Below are 21,479 nucleotides of genomic sequence, written 5' to 3'. Positions count from 1 at the left end.
TGATAGCGCATTATCAAAGAAGATCATCAATGACAGGAGTTTGTCATGGACAAGAATCTCGCCACCGCCCAGATTTCCACCCCACGCCCGCGCTGGGATCGTTCACGCCTTGTTTCGCGTATCGTACATCTTGGTTGCGGCGCTTTTCACCGCGCTCATCAGGCACTCTATACACATCATTTGCTGGAAAGCAGTGACAGCGACTGGGGTATCTGTGAGGTCAACCTGATGCCCGGAAACGATGCCACACTGATTCAAAACCTGAAAGCGCAGGATCTGCTGTACACCGTTGCCGAGCGTGGAGCACAAACGACAGAGCTTAAAATCATTGGCGCGATGAAAGAAGCACTGCATCCTGAGTTTGACGGCTGTGAAGCCATTATCCACGCAATGGCCCGTCCAGAAACGGCCATCGTTTCACTGACCATCACCGAAAAAGGATATTGCACAGATGCCGCCAGCGGCGAGCTGGATCTGAATCATCCGTTTATCCAGCACGACATTGCTCACCCACAGTCCCCCAAATCCGCAATGGGTTATATCGTCGAAGCCCTCGCGCTACGCCGCCAGCAGGGATTGAAGGCTTTTACTGTGCTGTCCTGCGACAACGTACGAGAAAATGGCCGCGTCGCAAAAACCGCGGTCCTGGGTTTAGCCGCCGAGCGCGATCCGCAGTTGGCTGAGTGGATTGCCGAACAGGCAACGTTCCCATGCACGATGGTAGACCGCATCGTTCCGGCAGCAACAGAAGAGACGTTAGCGCAAATCGCTGAACAGCTTGGGGTGGATGATCCCTGTGCCATTGCCTGTGAGCCGTTCCGTCAGTGGGTGATTGAAGATAATTTTGTCAATGGGCGTCCGGACTGGGATCGCGTGGGCGCACAGTTTGTAGCAGATGTGGTGCCTTTTGAGATGATGAAGTTACGCATGCTCAACGGCAGCCACTCTTTCCTGGCGTACCTTGGTTATCTGGGCGGGTATGAAACGATTGCCGATACGATGACCAACCCGGCGTATCGCAACGCTGCGCTGGCTTTGATGCTCAATGAACAAGCGCCGACGCTGTCGATGCCGGAAGGAACAGACCTTGCGGCTTATGCAGAGCTGCTGATCGCGCGCTTTACTAATCCATCACTGAAGCACCGAACCTGGCAAATTGCGATGGATGGCAGCCAGAAATTACCGCAACGCTTGCTGGACCCCATTCGACTTCATCTGAAAAAAGGCGAAGACGCTCGCCATCTGACGTTGGGAGTCGCCGGTTGGATGCGCTACATCAGCGGTGTGGATGAACAAGGTCATCCGATTGAGGTGATAGATCCGCTGTCAGCACAGTATCAGGCTATTTATCAACAGTATCCATCAATAGAAGAACGTGTCCGGGCGCTGTTAGCCATTGACACTATCTTTGGGCGAGACCTTTGCGAGAACACAGACTTTATCGAACGCGTAACCGCTGCCTGTCAGCAATTGCACAGCGTAGGCGCACGTGCAGCGGTAGCCGCTCTACGCCAATAGCGTGGTGTGATTAAAGACCCACGATCTGTCTGACATAGGCCAGATGTTCCAGCGATTTTTGGTAAGCACCGTCAGCATCAGCCTGGCGGATCGCATCCACAATCGCTTTATGCTGTGTATTCATGCTGGTTAATACATCCCGATTGCCGGAACGTTTGTCCAGCCCGGCATACGGGATGTTAACGCGCTGTTCCCACAGCATTCGCGACATATCAAGCAGTACGCGGTTCTGGCTGGCTTCTGATACTGTTAAATGAAATTGCTTATCGAGGGAATAAAAACCATGCACATTGTTTTCGCTAATGGCCTTTTCCATGCTGAGATGCAGTGCTTCAAGCTGGCTAATGAGATCATCTTGCCCGGCCTGAGCAGCAAGACGCGCACAATGGCTGTCGACCAACTCACGCGAATAGAGGATTTCTTCAATCGTATAATCACTGGTGGAATGCTTTTTATCAGCAACAATCACACCATTACCTGACTGGATGGTGATCCATCCGGAAATCTCCAGCACAATCAGCGCTTCTCTGAGCGATGCGCGACTTACGCCAAGTTGCTTCGCCAGCTCACGTTCGGGTGGTAAGAAGCTTCCCGGCGGAAAAATACTATCATTGATGAGCTTAATGATGAGATTGGCTATCTTTTGATAGAGCCGCTCCTGTTTTACCTCAGGAATAACCATGTGCCTCCCGTTCTCTTATCTGTGCGATTTTTAACTGATTTATCATATCATTCCTGGAGTTAAGAAACGCACGTCAGAGTCAGTTCATGTATCACACATCACGATGATATTTTTTCTTATTGTGTGCAGACAGAGTCTTTCACTTATTCAGACACCAAATCCTGTGCACATGCCCAGGCGCTCGACCACGCCCACTGGAAGTTATACCCACCCAACCAGCCGGTGACATCCATCACTTCACCAATAAAGTACAGCCCAGGCACTTTGCGGGCTTCCATCGTGCGCGAAGACAGTTCGTTGGTATCCACGCCACCCAGCGTGACCTCCGCAGTGCGATACCCTTCCGTACCGTTCGGCTGCACCCGCCATTCAGTTAACGTCTCCACCAGCGTTTGCTGATCGCGCACGTTAAGTTGTTTCAGCGTTACATCCGGGATTTGCCCTAATTGCTGCAGGCATTCCACCAGACGTTTCGGCAACTGCATCGCTAAGGTGTTCTTTAAGCTCTGATTGGGATGTGCGCTTCGTTGTTCGTCGAGAAAGCTCGCAAGGTCAACATCCGGCAACAAATTAATGCTGACAAATTCGCCGGGCTGCCAAAAACTGGAAATCTGCAAAACGGCCGGGCCTGAAAGCCCACGGTGCGTAAAGAGCAGGTTTTCACGAAATACGGTGCCGTCTTCAGCGGTGATTACGGAAGGAACAGACACGCCTGAGAGCACCTGAAGTTGCTCCAGCAGTGGCTTATGCAACGTAAAGGGCACCAGGCCTGCGCGCGTCGGCAACACCTTCAGTCCAAACTGTTCGGCAATTTTATAACCAAACGGCGTTGCCCCCAGACCCGGCATGGAAAGCCCACCGGAGGCAATCACCAATTTCTTCGCACCGACCGTCATCCCGTTCAGTTCCAGAATGAAGCCGTCATCATCTCGTGCGACGCTCAGGACTTCGCTACGTAACCGCATCGTAACGTTACCTTTTTCGCACTCAGCAACCAGCATATCGACGATTTGTTGGGCCGAATCATCGCAGAACAGCTGACCAAGCGTTTTTTCGTGCCAGGCAATGCCGTGTTTACCCACCAGATCGATAAAGTCCCACTGCGTATAGCGAGCCAGAGCCGATTTGCAAAAATGCGGGTTTTGACTCAAATATGCAGCCGGTTCCACATAAAGATTGGTAAAGTTACAACGCCCTCCGCCGGACATGAGGATCTTACGTCCCGGCTTTTTACCATTATCAATCAGCAGTACTTGACTGCCTGCTTGCCCTGCCTGCGCGGCACAGAACATACCCGCTGCGCCAGCGCCTATAATAACGGTATCAAACCTTTCCACGTTGCGATCCTCTCTAAAAAGCGGGCGTGAATTGTAAAGATTCCTCAGTGGTCGCACCAGCACCAAACTATCAATAATAGGTATTTATATGAATTCTATAGGATAATTCTTTAGTGGTGTAAAACAAAGCAGGAGACAAATCAAAAAAACTCTATATTTCACTTTGCCCGCGCCGCCAAAGTCACTGATAATGCGCCGCGTTCATGTCCTCAAAATGGCGTAACGTCCTATGCTACATTTGTTTGCTGGCCTGGATTTACATACCGGGCTTTTATTATTGCTTGCTCTGGCTTTTGTGCTGTTCTACGAAGCAATTAACGGCTTCCACGATACAGCCAATGCTGTCGCAACCGTGATCTATACCCGTGCAATGCGTTCGCAATTGGCGGTGGTCATGGCTGCGTTGTTCAACTTCTTTGGTGTTTTGCTGGGTGGTCTCAGCGTAGCGTATGCCATCGTGCATATGCTACCAACGGATCTGCTGCTCAACATGGGTTCTTCACATGGCCTCGCCATGGTGTTCTCCATGCTGCTGGCGGCAATTATCTGGAACCTCGGTACCTGGTACTTTGGTCTGCCTGCATCCAGCTCCCACACGCTGATTGGCGCGATCATCGGTATTGGTTTAACCAATGCGTTGATGAACGGGACTTCAGTGGTGGATGCACTTAACATCCCGAAAGTGCTCAATATTTTCGGTTCGCTGATCGTTTCCCCTATTGTCGGTCTGGTGTTCGCTGGCGGTCTGATCTTCTTGCTGCGTCGTTACTGGAATGGCACCAAGAAGCGCGCGCGTATTCACCTGACGCCAGCAGAGCGTGAAAAGAAAGACGGTAAGAAAAAGCCGCCGTTCTGGACGCGTATCGCGCTGATCCTCTCCGCTATCGGTGTGGCGTTCTCTCATGGCGCTAACGATGGGCAGAAAGGTATTGGTCTGGTAATGCTGGTACTGATTGGCGTAGCGCCTGCAGGCTTCGTGGTGAATATGAATGCTTCTGGTTACGAAATTACGCGTACCCGTGATGCTATCAATAACGTCGAAACCTACTTCCAGCAGCGCCCTGACCTGCTCAAACAGGCGACCGGCGTTGATCAGTTGATTCCGTCTCCGACGGAAACGGCGACAACGACACCGGCAGAGTTCCATTGTCACCCGGCAAATACCATCAACGCGCTTGAGCGTGCGAAAGGTATGCTGGCGAACCTGGAAACCTACGACAAGTTAAGCGTTGAGCAGCGTAGCCAGCTGCGTCGCATTATGCTGTGCATTTCTGATACGACCGATAAAGTCGTGAAACTGCCTGGCGTAAGCAGCGACGATCAGCGTCTGCTGAAGAAACTGAAAACCGACATGCTGAGCACCATTGAGTACGCACCGGTGTGGATTATCATGGCTGTTGCTCTGGCTCTGGGCTGCGGTACGATGATTGGCTGGCGTCGCGTGGCGACCACTATCGGTGAGAAAATCGGTAAAAAAGGCATGACCTATGCTCAGGGGATGTCGGCACAGATGACTGCCGCAGTCTCTATCGGTCTCGCCAGTTACACCGGTATGCCTGTTTCCACCACTCACGTTCTCTCCTCTTCTGTTGCAGGGACGATGGTTGTTGACGGTGGCGGTTTGCAGCGTAAAACGGTAACCAGCATTCTGATGGCCTGGGTCTTCACCCTGCCAGCAGCGATTATCCTTTCCGGGGTGCTGTACTGGCTCTCCCTGAAGCTAATCTAAGCGCATGCACAGTAAAAAAGCGGGTCAGGAAACTGACCCGCTTTTTTTTATATCTGTCGTAGAAATCAGTGCCAGATAATCAGCGCGACCATACTGATTAACACCAGCCCACATAACGCACTGGTAAGGATGAACTGACCGCGAACCCGCTCACAGCGGCGAATAAACTCATCGTCATGATGATCACGGTAACGCTGAGCGTAGATATACCACACCAGACGCATCTGCTTGTTAGGTTGCCCATGCGAGGTAAAAAAGCCGCCCCCATCGACATACTGGTAAAGTAATGGATCGCAACCACGAAGTACCACTAACAGTGCGCGTAGCGAAGAAAAATAACGCGCCATATTAACAATGCAAACGACACATAAAGCCCAGAATAACGCAATGGTGCTTATCATATCTCCTCCCCGGCGACCCGCCCACGGAACTCCTTTCCGGGACTACCGCTCCCCGATACCCTGCCAAACCATTCAGTGAAGAGTACAACTGAAACCGCTCGTGTTAGTGTCACGCATCCGAGCGCCTCTCTAAATAGTGTAGGAGATCAGTTAATTTTTTTGCCAGAAGGTTAAGCACTATCAATGCAATTAACTAAAAAATTTGTTTAACTACTTGGCAAGCAAGGCGGATTGACGGATTATCCCGGTCGCTATAATGTAAGGATAGTCCTTAAAAGGTACGTTTTTACGACTGGGCTAGCCCCGCGCACAACGTTCGCAGGACGCGGATGACGCGGCGGCAAATGAACGCCAGCAGGCTAGTCATCGACAACTTATGGAAGGAGTAACACTATGGCTTATAAACACATTCTTATCGCGGTTGATCTTTCTCCAGAAAGCAAAGTTCTGGTTGAAAAAGCGGTCTCTATGGCGCGGCCTTACAATGCGAAAGTCTCCCTTATCCACGTTGACGTAAACTATTCCGACCTGTACACCGGGCTAATCGACGTGAATCTGGGCGACATGCAGAAACGCATTTCTGAAGAAACCCACCACGCGTTAACCGAGCTGTCCACCAATGCAGGCTACCCAATCACCGAAACCCTGAGCGGTAGCGGCGACCTGGGCCAGGTCCTGGTCGATGCCATCAAAAAATACGACATGGATCTCGTCGTTTGTGGCCACCACCAGGATTTCTGGAGCAAACTGATGTCCTCCGCGCGTCAACTGATCAACACCGTGCACGTCGACATGTTGATTGTTCCGCTGCGTGACGAAGAAGAAGCATAAAATACTTGCTGCCGGGGAATAACCCGGCCCGCTGCAAGCATTAAAGCCTGTAAACGCCCGCCTGTGCGGGCGTTTTTGTTTTTGTTATTTGGATACAATTAGTACATCAATCCAACAAATAAATCATAATTAGTGTGATCAACTAATTGGATCGAAAATTATCTCTATAATAATCTACCCTTACGGCTAATCGCCGCAGTCTATAACAAAATAAGACTTTTTCGGCGCGTTTAAGAATACGCGTTCATACTTTTCGGGATGGCTTTGAAAGGCGAAGGAATATGAATACTACTGCACCTACGGGCTTGCTGCAGCAACCTCGTCCGTTCTTCATGATCTTCTTTGTAGAATTATGGGAACGATTTGGCTATTACGGCGTTCAGGGCATCCTGGCGGTATTTTTTGTTAAGCAACTCGGATTTTCTCAGGAACAGGCTTTTATCACCTTTGGCGCGTTTGCGGCATTGGTATACGGCCTGATCTCCATCGGCGGCTATGTCGGCGACCATCTTTTAGGGACCAAACGCACGCTGGTGCTCGGCGCTATCGTACTGGCACTTGGTTACTTCATGACCGGGATGTCACTGCTCAAGCCCGACCTGATTTTTGTCGCACTGGGTACCATTGCCGTGGGTAACGGGCTGTTTAAAGCCAACCCGGCAAGCCTGCTGTCAAAATGCTATCCCCCGAAAGACGCCCGTCTGGACGGTGCTTTTACCCTGTTTTATATGTCGATCAACATCGGTTCGCTGTTGTCACTGTCGCTGGCGCCGGTGATTGCCGATAAGTTTGGCTACGCCGTTACCTATAACCTGTGCGGTGCCGGGCTTATCGTTGCGCTGCTGGTCTACTTTGCCTGCCGTGGAATGGTGAAGGATATCGGTTCCGAGCCGGACCATAAGCCGTTGAGCTTCCGTAACCTGCTGTGTGTTCTGGCCGGTACCGTGGTGATGATTTTCGTGTGTGCCTGGTTGATGCACAACGTTAAAGTTGCCAACCTGGTGCTGATCGTCCTGTCGATTATCGTCACCATCATCTTCTTCCGTCAGGCATTCAAACTGGATAAAACCGGGCGCAATAAGATGTTCGTGGCCTTTATCCTGATGCTGGAAGCGGTGGTGTTCTACGTGCTGTACGCACAGATGCCAACGTCGCTGAACTTCTTTGCCATCAATAACGTCCACCATGAAATTCTCGGCTTCGCCATCAACCCGGTGAGCTTCCAGGCATTGAACCCGTTCTGGGTCGTGCTTGCCAGCCCGGTACTGGCGGTGATTTATACCCGTCTGGGCAACAAGGGCAAAGACCTGACCATGCCGATGAAGTTTACGCTTGGCATGTTCCTGTGCTCACTAGGCTTCCTGACTGCCGCCGCAGCCGGGATGTGGTTTGCCGATGCGCAAGGGCTGACGTCTCCGTGGTTTATCGTGCTGGTTTATCTGTTCCAGAGCCTGGGTGAGCTGCTGATTAGCGCCCTGGGACTGGCCATGGTCGCCGCGCTGGTGCCACAACACCTGATGGGCTTTATTCTTGGGATGTGGTTCCTGACGCAGGCAGCAGCCTTCCTGATGGGGGGTTACGTCGCAACGTTTACAGCTGTACCGGAAAACATTACCGATCCACTCCAGACGCTGCCTATCTACACCAACGTCTTCAGTAAGATTGGCCTGGTCACCCTGGCGGTAACGGTTGTGATGGCGATTATGGTGCCATGGCTGAACCGCATGATTAATACGCCAGATAGCAACAAATAAGCTTATTTTTAACATTAACCGCGAGTCACATCGCGGTTTTTTTTGCCTTTCAAGTCCTACACCGTAAGAGTATAATTTGCACACCCAGGTCATCATGGACGGACATGACCATGAACTATATTGAGTTTATTGAGACTTCAGTCTTCTCACGCCAACGGGAAGCGTTGCTCACCGAGGATGAGTACCGGGCATTTCAGGAAATGCTCATTTTAAATCCGTTGGCGGGAGATTTAATTCAGGGTACAGGCGGTTGCAGGAAGGTCCGTTTCGCACCTGAAAGCAACAACAAAGGCAAAAGTGGCGGGATTCGAAGTATTTACTATTTTCAAAATGGCGAAGGGCGTATCTGGCTTTTCATGGCTTATCCTAAAAGCAGGAAAGACAACCTGAGCGGCGAGGAAAAAAACGCACTCAAGGCCATCATTCACCAATTGAAAGAGAGCTCTTTATGAATGATTTCTTTAAAGAACTGATGGATTCGGCAAGCGAGGCCGTTGAAATTAGCCTGGGCCGTAAACCTGCCGCCCAGGTAACCCGGTATGAACTTCCGGACGTAAAAGCCATTCGTAAACAAGCTAAAATGAAGCAGGATGAATTTGCACAGGCGATAGGTGTTTCATCCTCTTTAATCCAGGCCTGGGAACAAAAAAGACGTATTCCTACAGGAACCTATCTTAAGGTTCTCCGCGTTATAGAGCGCAACCCGGAGATGGTCAATCTCTTCAAGATTGCCTGAGATACCGCCCGGTACGCCTTGCGCTATCGGGCATTTCCAACCGTTACCCTTTGCGCGCGGCAATCCACTCCTGTACTTCCACTACGAAGGTGTCCGGCGCTTTGCGGTACATCTTACGTGCCAAATCCAGAATGGTATGCTGGCCAAGCGCTTCTTCCATGCGCTGTTGCGCCATGTCCATTACCGAACGCACGCCGCAAATGCCTTCACAAGCCCACTGTGGCGGATGCTCCTCAAAAACGGCCAAACGCTGGCGAATTTCACGACACTCAAAAATACGCTTATCGCCATCGATGGCATTGACCACATCCAGCACGGTGATGTCTTCCGCGGGTTTGGCCAACTGGAACCCGCCGCCCTTACCCTCGATACTGCGCACCAGACCTGCTTTCGACAGACGAGTGAATATTTTTGCCAGATAGTCATACGGCACGCTTTGTAGTTCGGCAATTTCTCGCACGCTCATATCCCGCGCGTCGCCTTTGCTATCGACCATACACATCAGGCTATGGATGCCGTACTCAACCCCGGAACTGTAAAATGCCATTTTTTATCTCAGCCAAAATAAATCTGAGTTTATTGTAGCTTTTTCATCTAAGGCATTCCAGAGAACAGAGTGTTCCCGCATGAGCATAAAAATATAAATAGATATTTATCAAACAGATAGTAAAGCATCCCGATGCAATACGGAAAAAAGGATCAGGATCGCATTGCAATCCAAAACTACGACCAATAAAATCCGAGTAAATAATTCGTAGTCACCAGTGAGATAAAACCAATGCACAAACAAATTCTGATCGTGGGCGCCGGTTTTGCCGGTATGTGGGCAGCATTGAGCGCCGCACGCCTGGCGGATAAAAACCAGCAGACCATTGATATTACGGTGATTGCGCCACAGCCAGAGCTGCGTGTACGCCCGCGTTTTTATGAAAGCGCGGTCCACACGCTGGTCGCCCCACTGCAACCGTTATTCGACGCCACCGGCGTTAACTTCCTGCAAGGTCACGTTGAGCAGATCCTCCCGGCCTCTAAAGAGGTAAGCTGGAAAGATGCCAACGGTGAAATTCATCTGCGCCGCTACGACCGCCTGGTGCTCGCCAGCGGCAGCCACGTAAACCGCGACATTGTCGCCGGCGCCGCCGAGCACGCGTTTGACCTCGACCAACTCGAGAGCGCCGCCGTACTGGAGCAGCACATTAAGGATCTGGCGTTACAACCGGAATGTGAGGCTCGCAATACGGTCGTGGTCTGTGGCGGCGGCTTTACCGGGATTGAAATGGCGCTGGAATTGCCGGGGCGTTTGCGCGAAATATTAGGTGCTGATGCTAAGACCAGAGTTGTCGTAGTTGAACGCGGCGCTCAACCAGGCGGGCGCTGGAGCCAGGAATTACGTGATGTCATTATCGAAGCCTCCGCTGAACTGGGCGTCGAATGGCTGGTCAATGCGGAAGTGGAGTGCGTGGATGCCTGCGGCGTCACGCTGAAAGATGGGCAGACCATCGCCTCACAGACCGTTATCTGGACGGTTGGCGTCCAGGCAAACGAGTTAACGGCGCAAATTGACGCACCGCGCGATCGCCAGGGTCGCCTGCATGTGGACGCTAACCTTCAGGTCATCGGCCATGATGATATCTATGCCACCGGCGATGTGGCTTATGCCGCCACCGATGATAAAGGTAATCACGCGCTAATGACCTGCCAGCACGCTATTTTACTGGGCAAATTTGCCGGAAATAACGCGGCAGCCAGCTTGTTAAACGTTGCGCCACTGCCATACCGTCAGGAAAACTACGTCACCTGTCTGGATCTGGGCGCATGGGGCGCGGTGTATACCGAAGGGTGGGATCAGCAGGTGAAACTGACGCGTGCAGAGGCGAAAAAACTGAAGGTATCAATTGTCAGTGAGTTGATATATCCACCGAAGGCTGACAAGGCCGTGGCGTTTGAGATTGCCGATCCGCTGGCTCCATTCGTGTAGTCGAATCGCCGGATGCGGCTAACGCCTTATCCGGCCTACAAATTACCAGGCAATTATCGACACCACCGCGGCTAACACCTTATCCGGCTTACAAACTACACCCGGCCGTAGGCCTGATAAGCGTAGCGCATCAGGCGATTCAGCGCATCAAGCCGGATGCGGCCAACACGCTACGCCGTCCCGGCGTAAATATCGAACCGATGCCCTTTGGTGACTACCGCATTAGGTGTCGCCACATCCGCGAGCGGCGGCGCGTAATCCGGGCGCTTCACCACCACACGTTTGGTGGCTAACTGACGCGCAGGCTCCAGCAGGCCATCCGCATCCAGGTCCGGCCCCACCAGCGACTGAAACACGCGCATCTCTTTTTTCACCAGCGCGCTTTTCTGCTTATGTGGGAACATCGGGTCGAGATACACCACCTGCGGGCGCGGCGTGATATCGGTTAACGCCGTCAGGCTCGACGCGTGGATCAGCTGTAAACGTTCCTGCAGCCACGGACCGATTTCCGGGTCTGCATAACCACGGGCCAGGCCATCGTCGAGCAGCGCCGCCACCACCGGATTACGTTCCAGCATCCGTACATGGCAGCCAACGGAGGCCAGCACAAACGCATCGCGCCCCAGTCCCGCGGTAGCATCGACCACGTCTGGCAGATAATCGCCTTTAATGCCGACCGCCTTCGCTACCGCTTCGCCTCGTCCACCGCCAAACTTACGCCGATGGGCCATCGTCCCGCCGACAAAATCAACGAAGATACCGCCGAGTTTGGGTTCATCACGTTTACGCAGTTCCAGATGCTCCGCTGTCATCACCAGCGCCATCAGGTTATCTTCATCGTGTTCTAACCCCCAGCGGGCGGCAAGAACAGATAAGGCGCCGTCTCCGGCGCCTGTTTCATCAATTAAGCAGATTTTCAATTCCGCTTTACCCTAAATAATTCGAGTTGCATCAAGACAACAAGTGAAGGAATCCCTGGGAACGTACAAATAGTACGTGACCAGGGTGAGTGAGCGCAGTTGCCGAAGAGGCAGCTTGAAGTATGACGGGAAAATCAGCCTTTAATCCCGTAATGCTCCAGCATCGCATCCAGTTGCGGCTCACGGCCACGGAAGCGTTTGAACAGCGTCATTGGCTCCTCAGACCCCCCTCGAGTCAGGATGCTATCCAGGAAAGACTGTCCGGTTTGGCGGTTGAAAATCCCCTCTTCTTCAAAGCGAGAGAACGCGTCAGCCGCCAGGACATCAGCCCACAGATAGCTGTAGTAACCCGCTGCGTAGCCGCCGGCAAAAATATGGCTGAAAGCGTGCGGGAAACGGCCCCATGTCGGCCCTGGCACCACAGCAACCTGCTTTTTAATCTCTGCCAGGGTTTCAAGGATTTTCGCCCCCTGCTGCGGGTTAAACTCCGCGTGCAGACGGAAATCAAACAGGCCGAATTCCAGCTGACGCAGAATAAACAGCGCCGCCTGGTAGTTTTTCGCCGCCAGCATTTTATCCAGCAATTCTTTCGGCAGCGGTTCACCGGTTTCATAGTGACCGGAGATAAACGCCAGCGCTTGTGGCTCCCAGCACCAGTTCTCCATAAACTGGCTCGGCAGTTCGACGGCATCCCATGGCACACCGTTGATACCGGAAACGCCGGCCGTTTCGATGCGGGTCAGCATGTGGTGCAGGCCGTGACCAAACTCATGGAACAGCGTGATCACTTCATCGTGAGTAAACAGCGCCGGTTTACCGTTCACCGGACGGTTGAAGTTACAGGTCAGATAAGCGACCGGTTTTTGCAACGTACCGTCGGTTTTACGCATCTGGCCGACGCAGTCGTCCATCCACGCCCCGCCGCGTTTGTGTTCACGCGCGTACAGGTCCAGATAGAAGCTGCCACGCAGCTCGTTGTTTTCATCGTACAGTTCAAAGAAGCGAACTTCCGGATGCCAGACGTCTACGTCAGTACGCTCTTTCGCGGTAATGCCGTAAATGCGCTTAACCACTTCAAACAGGCCGTTAACCGCTTTGTTTTCCGGGAAGTAAGGACGCAACTGCTCGTCGCTGATGCTGTAAAGGTGCTGTTTTTGCTTCTCGCTGTAGTACGCGATGTCCCACGGCTGCAGCTCATCAACGCCAAATTCCGCTTTCGCGAAGGCGCGCAGTTGGGCCAGCTCTTTTTCACCCTGCGGACGGGCGCGTTTGGCCAGATCTGTCAGGAAGTCGAGCACCTGCTGCGGGTTTTCCGCCATTTTCGTGGCGAGAGATTTAAAGGCGTAGCTTTCGAAGCCCAGCAGTTGAGCCAGTTCGTGGCGCAACGCGAGGATCTCTTCCATTATCGGGCTGTTATCCCATTTGCCCGCGTTTGGCCCCTGGTCAGATGCGCGGGTGGAATAAGCGCGGTACATCTCTTCACGCAGAGCCTGGTTGTCACAGTAGGTCATTACCGGCAGGTAGCTCGGGATGTCCAGCGTCAGCAGATAACCTTCCTGCTCTTTGGCTTCAGCCTGGGCTTTAGCGGCGGCCAGCGCACTTTCCGGCATCCCGGCAAGCGCAGATTCGTCGGTGACGAGTTTGGTCCAGCCCATAGTCGCATCCAGCACGTTGTTGCTGTACAGGTTACCCAGTTCAGACAGACGGGTCGCGATTTCGCCATAGCGCTGTTGTTTTTCTTTCGGCAAACCAATGCCAGACAGCTCAAAATCACGCAGTGCGTTATCGACCGCTTTTTTCTGTGCGGTATTCAGGGTGGCGTAATGATCGCCATCGCGCAGATCGCGGTAGGCTTTGTACAGCCCCTCATGTTGCCCAACCCAGGTGCTGTATTCCGACAGCAGCGGCAGCGTTTGTTCGTAGGCTTCGCGCAGCTCCGGGCTGTTTTTCACCGAATTCAGGTGACTGACCGGAGAGAAAATACGCCCCAGGACATCGTCCACTTCCGCCAATGGCTGGCAGAGATTTTCCCAGGTATACGGCGCGCCCTGCGCAACCACGCGTTCAACGTTTTCGCGGCAATCGTTTAGCGCCTTAGTCACAGCGGGCACGACGTGCTCAGGCTGAATTTTAGAAAACGGCGGCAGTTCGAAGGGAGTCAGCAATGGATTGGTCATTAGCGCGGTCCTGTTGAAAAGAGTGAATGAAGCGCGTATCCGGCGCTGTGCATATTATTTGTAGAATGGGGTTAAGTGTAGAGGATTTCAATGCTAACCGTGATGGAAAGACGCCCGGTGGCGCTGCGCTTACCGGGCCTACGGGTAATCTGTGCCGATCTGCTGTAAACTGTGGCAAATCGTCATTTCAGCGGAATTTCATTACCCATGCTCAGTTATCGCCACAGTTATCACGCAGGCAACCACGCCGACGTCCTTAAACACACCGTTCAGAGCCTGATCATTGAATCGCTCAAAGAGAAAGAAAAACCGTTTCTCTATCTGGACACCCATGCTGGCGCTGGCCGTTATCAGCTGAGCAGTGAGCATGCCGAACGTACCGGTGAATATCTGGAAGGCATCGCCCGTATCTGGCAGCAGGACGATTTGCCTGCCGAACTGGAACCCTATATTTCTGTCGTGCAGCATTTCAACCGGAGTAGTCAGCTGCGCTACTACCCGGGTTCTCCGCTGATTGCCCGCCAGTTATTGCGTGAGCAGGACAGCCTGCAATTGACAGAACTGCACCCGAGCGATTTTCCGCTACTGCGTTCCGAGTTCCAGAAAGACGAACGTGCGCGCGTCGCTAAAGCCGACGGCTACCAGCAGTTAAAAGCAAAATTACCGCCGGTTTCCCGTCGCGGATTGATCCTTATCGATCCCCCGTACGAAATTAAATCCGACTATCAGGCCGTCGTCACCGGCATCAGCGAAGGTTACAAACGTTTCGCGACCGGTACCTATGCACTGTGGTATCCGGTAGTCCTGCGTCAGCAAATCAAACGTATGATTCATGATCTGGAAGACACCGGCATTCGTCGCATCCTGCAAATTGAGCTGGCGGTACGCCCGGACAGCGATCAGCGCGGTATGACGGCGTCCGGCATGATTGTGATTAACCCGCCGTGGAAGCTGGAACAGCAGATGAACAACGTCCTGCCATGGCTACACAGCAAACTGGTTCCGGCAGGAACCGGGCACACTTCCGTCAGCTGGATCGTGCCGGAGTAATCGCAGCCATCGGTGGAACCTTTTAATTTCAGGTATACAATCGCGAATATTTTGGCGGATGGCATAACGCTTCTCCGCCCTACAATGAACATGAAGGAGCGGTCATGACCAAGCACTATGATTACATCGCTATCGGCGGCGGCAGCGGCGGTATTGCCTCCATTAACCGTGCGGCAATGTACGGCCAGAAATGCGCACTGATTGAAGCCAAAGAGCTGGGCGGCACCTGCGTCAACGTTGGCTGCGTACCGAAGAAAGTGATGTGGCATGCCGCGCAGATCCGCGAAGCTATTCATATGTATGGCCCGGATTATGGTTTCGACACCACTATCAATAAGTTCGACTGGGATAAACTGATCGCCAGCCGTACCGCCTACATCGATCGCATCCATACCTCGTACGATAACGTGTTGGGTAAAAATAACGTCGATGTTATTAAAGGCTTTGCCCGCTTCGTTGATGCTAAAACCATAGAAGTGAACGGTGAAACGATCACTGCCGATCATATTTTAATTGCCACCGGCGGCCGCCCAAGCCATCCGAACATTCCGGGTGTGGAATACGGCATCGACTCCGACGGTTTCTTTGAGCTGCCAGCACTGCCGAAACGCGTGGCGGTCGTTGGCGCAGGCTACATCGCCGTTGAACTGGCGGGTGTCATTAACGGCCTGGGTGCCCAAACGCATCTCTTTGTGCGTAAACACGCGCCGCTGCGTAGCTTTGACCCGATGATTGTCGAAACCCTGGTTGAAGTGATGAACACTGAAGGCCCGACCCTGCATACTCACGCGATTCCAAAAGCCGTGGTTAAAAATGCAGACGGTAGCCTGACTCTGCAACTGGAAGATGGTCGTAGCGAAACGGTAGATTGCCTGATCTGGGCGATTGGTCGTGAACCGGCAACCGACAACTTCAACCTGGCGGCTACGGGTGTGAAAACCAACGAAAAAGGCTACATCGTTGTTGATAAATACCAGAATACCAGCGTGCCGGGTATTTATGCGGTCGGCGATAATACCGGTGCCGTTGAACTGACGCCGGTGGCAGTTGCCGCAGGCCGTCGTCTGTCCGAACGTCTGTTTAATAACAAGCCGGACGAGCATCTGGACTACAGCAACATTCCAACCGTGGTCTTCAGCCATCCGCCAATTGGTACTGTAGGGTTAACCGAGCAGCAGGCACGCGAACAGCACGGTGATGATCAGGTAAAAGTGTATAAATCATCGTTTACCGCGATGTATACCGCCGTTACCTCTCACCGCCAACCGTGCCGCATGAAGCTGGTCTGCGTTGGACCAGAAGAGAAGATTGTCGGTATTCACGGCATCGGCTTTGGCATGGACGAAATGCTGCAAGGCTTCGCGGTAGCACTGAAAATGGGCGCAACCAAGAAAGATTTCGACAATACCGTAGCGATCCACCCAACTGCGGCTGAAGAATTCGTCACCATGCGTTAAGCGCACACGTGTAGAAAGATTGCGATCGCGATTCACTACACGCTCAAACAACGCCCCTCCGCCAACCAGAGGGGCGTTACATCATCTCAGCCAGCGCTATTCAGCCAACGCACGCATCTCTTTAATCAGGTCTGATTTCCCCTCAAAACCAATGCCCGGCAGTTCAGGCATGACGATATGACCGTCCTCCACCGTCACAGAATCCGGGAAACCGCCGTACGGCTGGAACAGGTCCGGGTAACTTTCATTGCCGCCCAGGCCAAGACCCGCCGCAATGTTCAACGACATCTGGTGGCCGCCATGCGGTATGCAGCGTGATGGTGACCAGCCGAACTGCGCAAGGACATCCAGCGTGCGCAGGTATTCGACCAGACCGTAGGAAAGCGCGCAGTCAAATTGCAGGTAATCGCGATCCGGGCGCATGCCGCCATAACGCAGCAGGTTACGCGCATCCTGATGAGAAAAGAGGTTTTCACCGGTCGCCATTGAGCCTGGGTAAAACTCTGACAGCGCAGCCTGCAAGGAATAATCCAGCGGGTCGCCCGCCTCTTCATACCAGAACAACGGGTATTCACGCAGCATTTTGGCGTAGGCAATACTGGTTTCCAGATCAAAGCGACCATTGGCGTCGACGGCCAGCCGTGCTTCATCGCCAATTTCCGCGAGGACCGCGTCAATTCGGCGGCGGTCTTCATCAAGCGATGCCCCGCCGATTTTCATTTTAACCACGTTATAGCCGCGATTCAGGTAGCCTCGCATTTCCTGACGCAACGCGCTCAGGTCTTTACCCGGATAATAATAACCGCCCGCCGCGTAAACAAAGACGCGCGGGTTGGCCTCAACGCCCTTCATCTCAGCCAGCAGGCGGAACAACGGCTGGTTAGCAATTTTGGCGACGGCATCCCAAATAGCCATATCCAGTGTGCCGACGGCGACCGAACGTTCGCCATGTCCCCCCGGCTTCTCGTTACTCATCATGACGTCCCAGATTTTATGCGGATCCAGGTTATCACCTTTGGCATTCAGCAGGCTTTCCGGGTCTGCGTCCAGAATGCGGTTACGGAAGCGCTCGCGGATCAATCCCCCCTGACCATAACGACCATTAGAGTTAAATCCGTATCCCACAACCCGGCGTCCCGCTATTTCAACATCAGTCACAACAGCCACCAGGCTGGTTGTCATCTTGCTAAAATCGATATAGGCGTTACGAATAGGGGAAGCGATGGGTTTAGTTATTTCTACAACATCGAGGATACGCATGTTTTCTCCGGCGGGTTCTTAGTCAGTTGTGCTCACACTTACGCGCCTGTAAAAAGTGATAACTCATGCCGGTTTATTATTGGCATAATGCACGCAGGCAGTATTTAAGGACGCCATCGTCCTGTCTTTTTCCATCTTAAGCAGTGCTCATCTGCTGATCTAATGCCAAAGAGGCTGGCTGTAATGCAAAATCGGCATCACCTGGAACTCACCTGGCTTGAAGACTGCATTGCGCTGGCGCAGTCACTCAATTTCTCCCGGGCAGCCGCTTCCCGATATGTGACGCAGCCCGCATTCAGTCGGCGCATTGTCTCGCTGGAAGAGTGGCTTGGAACGCCGATTTTTGAACGCAACCGCCGTGGCGTCAGCCTGACTCGTGCAGGGGAAGTGTTCGTCGCTCAGGTGCCCGAACTGATCCGGGCGCTTTACACCCTGAGAAATGAAACCATTGAAGCAGCAGGAAATGCCCGACCGGATGTTATTTTCTCTGCAACACACTCCCTGTCGTTCTCATTTTTTCCGGCGCTAATGCGTAATAACGAAAAAATCGCCCGTTTCGGCTCATTTCGCCTGCTTTCAGATACGCTCAGCGCCTGTGAACGGATGATTGAAAAAGGGGATGCTCAGTTTCTGCTGTGTTATTACCACCCTCACATGCACATCAACCTTGATCAGACGAAATATCTCAGCGTCCGCCTTGGACGAGAAACATTATTGCCTTACTCAAAATGCGCTCCCGGCTCTCCTCAGCCGCTCTGGCAGGCAACGGGGGGCAAAAAATTTCCGTTTCTCTCCTTCTCTGCAGAATCCGGTCTGGGGAGGATCCTCTCAAACACGTCTCCGGTGAATCATGCCCGACGCGGTATGGACATCGCCTTCACCGCCGATCTGGCGGCCACGCTGCTGGCAATGGTCAAAGCTGGAGACGGCATTGCCTGGCTGCCGGAAAGCCTGGCAGCTCCGGACGTTGAGGCCGGGACAATCTCCGCAGCCGCCCCGCAACAGAGTGGATTGTGGGTACCCATTGATATCAGACTGTTTCGACCTGCGGCCAGGATGTCCAGGGCAGTGGAAGAATTGTGGGAAATATTCGTGGCTGAGCAGAGGTAACAGAATATCCGGATGGGAGGGAACGTGCCCATTTTGCATAAAAATGAGCGCGTTAAACAACCGACCTTAGTAGGTATTAAAATATTGCTGAATAAGCTCAGGATTTTTCGTTTTCGTCAGGGCGGTCATCAGCAAAACCCGGGCTTTCGCAGGATTTAATGAATCAGACACCAATCCCGGCTGCCCTTTATCCTGCGGAACAATGCCGTTACCCGTTCGGGATGCACGCACCACAATGATTCCCGCTTTCTCTGCTTTTTTAATTCCAGCTTCACTTCTGACAGAGACCGACCCGGCACCGGTTCCTGCATAGATTATCCCGTCTACATGATGCGCAATAGCAGCATCATACATATATTCAGGATCATCCTGATAACCATAAATTATCGCTACCTGCGGCAGCTTTTTAAGGCTTCTTACATCAAAAACGGAACGCAGGGTATGCGTCTTTTCAACGCGAGTTTCAAACTGTGGTTTGCCATTGACGATAACCCCTAAATACCCCTGCTCCGGGGCTTTGAAAGTATCCAGCGTGTTCGCATTTGTCTTAGTTACAAACCTTGCAGAACCAATGCGATCATTTAAAACCACCATAACCCCCCGACCCCTTGCATTCGGATCGGCGGCCACCGTGACCGCTTCTAGCAGATTCATTGCACCGTCGGCGCTAATGGCCGTCGCGGGCCTCATCGCCGCAGTGAACACCACGGGTTTATCGCTCTTAACCGTCAGATTGAGAAAGTAGGCCGTTTCATCAAGCGTGTCGGTTCCGTGGGTAATAACGATACCGTCAACGTCATCACGCGCGAGCAACGCGTTCACCTGCTGAGATAGCTTTAAAATAATCTCACTGGTCATGTTTTCACTGCCGATATTAGATATTTGCTGACCATCAACACTGGCAATATTATTAATTTCAGGCACCGCTTTAATTAATGTCTGAACACCTATCTCACCAGATTTATATCCCGATGTTTGCGTATTACTTTCAGCGGTGCCAGCAATGGTTCCTCCCGTCGCCAGGATCATTATGTGAGGTTGTGTTGTTGCACTAAAAACGGTTGAACTGATAAATAACATCGCCACTGCGATGAATATTTTTATACTCATTCTAATCCTCTGAATTTAAATAATTAGAGATACAGGAAATGTTTCAACAAAATCAAGCCAGGATTATTTTCCCGAGAATAAGGCCAACGACGACAGCAACAATAACATTGACTAAACCCGGTCGCATAAAACTATGGTTAAATACATATTTGCCTATGCGCGTGGTTCCCGTGTCATCAAAAGCGAGCGCAGCCAGACATTGACCCGCCACGGGAATGAAGAAATACCCATTCACCGCAGGCCATGCACCAATCAGCGCATAAGCAGGTAAGCCTAATGCCAGCCCCAATGGTAGAAGAATAAGCGTCGTTGCCGCCTGACTACTAACCATTGCAGAGACAAAAAACATCATGATGGCAATTAACCAGGTATGTTGCTGTAATAGCGTCTGAACTTCTTCCTTAATCAGATCAATATGCCCATTGACGAAGGTTTCGCTCATCCAGGCAAGGCCAAAGGCGCAGACAATCGCCAGTGCCCCCGCGCGAAATACAGTACCGCTGATAATTTGATCCACCGGAGGTCGGCATATCAAGACTATCAGACAGGCAAAAGAGAGCATTGTTATCTGGATCGCCGCCGACATCGATAACGGTTGCAGTCCTTTCGCCGTTTCCACCATCGGTCGTAATTCAGGAATGATCCCTAACAGCACAATCACCACGGCACTCATCAAAAACAGTACGACAGAGAGCTTAGCGTGCAAGGTAACTTCCATTTTATCGCTTTGTTTCTGAGCAGACTTTATTAAGCCCTCCGCAAGCCTGCGTTGATACTCAGGGTCATCTTTTAGCTCTTTGCCTTTATTAAAGGTCGCTATGGCCCCCATCGCGACACCCACTAACGTAGCGGGAACACAGATCATCATAATTGTAGAAATGGATATCCCTAATGGGGCCATTAAACCAATCATTGCCGCCATCGCCGCCGATATTGGGCTGGCCGTGATAGCCTGCTGCGATGCAATAACAGAAATGGATAATGGCCGCTCAGGACGGATCCCCGAATCACGAGCGACTTCAGAAATAACCGGCAATAAACTGTAAACAACATGCCCTGTTCCGGACATAAAGGTGAAGATATAGCAAATAAAAGGCGCCAGCAGCGTAATATAACGAGGATGACGGCGAAGAATTTTCTCTGCCAGTTTAACCAGTAAATCTAGACCACCGGCGGCTTGTAATGATGAAGCAGCTAAAACAACTGAAAGAATAATAAGAATAACGTCAATCGGTGGTGTTGATGGGGTTAGGCCAAAAATAAATACCATGACGCCAACACCGAGCCCACCGACCATGCCTAAAAACACACCGCCAATCCTGGCGCCAATCATTAAGGCTAAAAGAATAAAACACAATTCCGTCCAAAACATACTTCCTCCTGGCTTATCTGGAGTGAATGTTGGGTTACATGAGTGGAACAGCGTTAA

The 21,479-nt window shown here is 52.1% G+C and carries 19 protein-coding genes; 10 read left to right on the top strand and 9 right to left on the bottom strand.

The window, feature by feature from the left end:
• The first annotated feature begins 45 nt into the window (after positions 1 to 45).
• The gene (locus HV261_RS03635; RefSeq protein ID WP_202037497.1) at positions 46 to 1,518 is read left to right on the top strand and encodes a fructuronate reductase; all 1,473 of its coding nucleotides are present in this window, start codon (positions 46 to 48) and stop codon (positions 1,516 to 1,518) included.
• Between the two features lie 10 nt (positions 1,519 to 1,528).
• Here HV261_RS03635 and HV261_RS03630 read toward each other — a convergent pair whose 3' ends face one another.
• Positions 1,529 to 2,200: a FadR/GntR family transcriptional regulator gene (locus tag HV261_RS03630; RefSeq protein ID WP_202037496.1), complete on the bottom strand. Its 672-nt coding sequence runs from the start codon at positions 2,198 to 2,200 to the stop codon at positions 1,529 to 1,531.
• 143 nt (positions 2,201 to 2,343) lie between these two features.
• Complete coding sequence (locus tag HV261_RS03625) at positions 2,344 to 3,537, bottom strand: BaiN/RdsA family NAD(P)/FAD-dependent oxidoreductase (RefSeq protein ID WP_202037495.1); 1,194 nt, start codon at positions 3,535 to 3,537, stop codon at positions 2,344 to 2,346.
• Positions 3,538 to 3,766: 229 nt separating this feature from the next.
• On the opposite strand from HV261_RS03625, the gene pitA reads away from it, so the two are divergent.
• Positions 3,767 to 5,266: an inorganic phosphate transporter PitA gene (pitA, locus tag HV261_RS03620; protein ID WP_202037494.1), complete on the top strand. Its 1,500-nt coding sequence runs from the start codon at positions 3,767 to 3,769 to the stop codon at positions 5,264 to 5,266.
• 65 nt (positions 5,267 to 5,331) lie between these two features.
• On the opposite strand, the gene uspB is transcribed toward pitA, so the two are convergent.
• Positions 5,332 to 5,667, bottom strand: a complete 336-nt coding sequence (gene uspB / locus HV261_RS03615) for a universal stress protein UspB (protein ID WP_003023371.1) — start codon at positions 5,665 to 5,667, stop codon at positions 5,332 to 5,334.
• Between the two features lie 393 nt (positions 5,668 to 6,060).
• On the opposite strand from uspB, the gene uspA reads away from it, so the two are divergent.
• From uspA to nadS, 4 genes are all read left to right on the top strand, one after another.
• Positions 6,061 to 6,498, top strand: a complete 438-nt coding sequence (gene uspA, locus HV261_RS03610) for a universal stress protein UspA (protein WP_137382013.1) — start codon at positions 6,061 to 6,063, stop codon at positions 6,496 to 6,498.
• Positions 6,499 to 6,779: 281 nt separating this feature from the next.
• Positions 6,780 to 8,252 (top strand): dipeptide/tripeptide permease DtpB, encoded by a 1,473-nt coding sequence (dtpB, locus tag HV261_RS03605; protein ID WP_202037493.1) that lies wholly within the window; start codon positions 6,780 to 6,782, stop codon positions 8,250 to 8,252.
• A 110-nt stretch (positions 8,253 to 8,362) separates the two neighbouring features.
• Positions 8,363 to 8,704, top strand: a complete 342-nt coding sequence (locus HV261_RS03600; RefSeq protein WP_326929123.1) for a type II toxin-antitoxin system RelE/ParE family toxin — start codon at positions 8,363 to 8,365, stop codon at positions 8,702 to 8,704.
• Positions 8,701 to 8,988 carry a NadS family protein gene (gene nadS / locus HV261_RS03595; RefSeq protein ID WP_202037491.1) on the top strand — a complete coding sequence of 96 codons (288 nt, stop codon included), beginning with the start codon at positions 8,701 to 8,703 and terminating at the stop codon, positions 8,986 to 8,988. The genes HV261_RS03600 and nadS overlap by 4 nt, the downstream gene beginning before the upstream one ends.
• 43 nt (positions 8,989 to 9,031) lie before the next feature.
• Here the strand turns inward: nadS and HV261_RS03590 are convergent, their stop codons facing one another.
• Positions 9,032 to 9,535, bottom strand: coding sequence for an RrF2 family transcriptional regulator (locus HV261_RS03590; protein WP_202037490.1), 504 nt, complete (start codon positions 9,533 to 9,535; stop codon positions 9,032 to 9,034).
• A 231-nt stretch (positions 9,536 to 9,766) separates the two neighbouring features.
• On the opposite strand from HV261_RS03590, the gene HV261_RS03585 reads away from it, so the two are divergent.
• Entirely contained in the window at positions 9,767 to 10,966 is a 1,200-nt protein-coding gene (locus HV261_RS03585; protein ID WP_202037489.1) for an NAD(P)/FAD-dependent oxidoreductase, read from the top strand.
• Between the two features lie 170 nt (positions 10,967 to 11,136).
• Here the strand turns inward: HV261_RS03585 and rsmJ are convergent, their stop codons facing one another.
• On the bottom strand, positions 11,137 to 11,886 hold the full coding sequence (gene rsmJ, locus HV261_RS03580) for a 16S rRNA (guanine(1516)-N(2))-methyltransferase RsmJ (protein WP_202037488.1): 750 nt from the start codon (positions 11,884 to 11,886) through the stop codon (positions 11,137 to 11,139).
• 134 nt (positions 11,887 to 12,020) lie between these two features.
• On the bottom strand, positions 12,021 to 14,063 hold the full coding sequence (gene prlC / locus HV261_RS03575) for an oligopeptidase A (protein WP_202037487.1): 2,043 nt from the start codon (positions 14,061 to 14,063) through the stop codon (positions 12,021 to 12,023).
• Positions 14,064 to 14,270: 207 nt separating this feature from the next.
• On the opposite strand from prlC, the gene HV261_RS03570 reads away from it, so the two are divergent.
• Entirely contained in the window at positions 14,271 to 15,113 is an 843-nt protein-coding gene (locus tag HV261_RS03570; protein ID WP_202037486.1) for a 23S rRNA (adenine(2030)-N(6))-methyltransferase RlmJ, read from the top strand.
• Between the two features lie 104 nt (positions 15,114 to 15,217).
• Positions 15,218 to 16,570, top strand: coding sequence for a glutathione-disulfide reductase (gene gorA, locus HV261_RS03565; RefSeq protein ID WP_202037485.1), 1,353 nt, complete (start codon positions 15,218 to 15,220; stop codon positions 16,568 to 16,570).
• Between the two features lie 96 nt (positions 16,571 to 16,666).
• Here the strand turns inward: gorA and HV261_RS03560 are convergent, their stop codons facing one another.
• Entirely contained in the window at positions 16,667 to 17,830 is a 1,164-nt protein-coding gene (locus HV261_RS03560; RefSeq protein ID WP_202037484.1) for a mandelate racemase/muconate lactonizing enzyme family protein, read from the bottom strand.
• 183 nt (positions 17,831 to 18,013) lie between these two features.
• Between HV261_RS03560 and HV261_RS03555 the strand changes: the two genes are divergently transcribed.
• On the top strand, positions 18,014 to 18,940 hold the full coding sequence (locus tag HV261_RS03555; protein ID WP_202037483.1) for a LysR family transcriptional regulator: 927 nt from the start codon (positions 18,014 to 18,016) through the stop codon (positions 18,938 to 18,940).
• Positions 18,941 to 19,006: 66 nt separating this feature from the next.
• Here the strand turns inward: HV261_RS03555 and fraE are convergent, their stop codons facing one another.
• Positions 19,007 to 20,050, bottom strand: coding sequence for a fructose-asparagine asparaginase (gene fraE / locus HV261_RS03550; RefSeq protein ID WP_181596129.1), 1,044 nt, complete (start codon positions 20,048 to 20,050; stop codon positions 19,007 to 19,009).
• 52 nt (positions 20,051 to 20,102) lie between these two features.
• Positions 20,103 to 21,422 (bottom strand): anaerobic C4-dicarboxylate transporter family protein, encoded by a 1,320-nt coding sequence (locus HV261_RS03545; protein ID WP_181596128.1) that lies wholly within the window; start codon positions 21,420 to 21,422, stop codon positions 20,103 to 20,105.
• Positions 21,423 to 21,479: the final 57 nt, after the last annotated feature.

This window comes from Citrobacter sp. RHBSTW-00671, assembly GCF_014103415.1.
Lineage (GTDB): Bacteria > Pseudomonadota > Gammaproteobacteria > Enterobacterales > Enterobacteriaceae > Citrobacter.
Note: the sequence above shows the minus strand (reverse complement) of the source record. Positions and strands in the feature narration are given on the sequence as shown.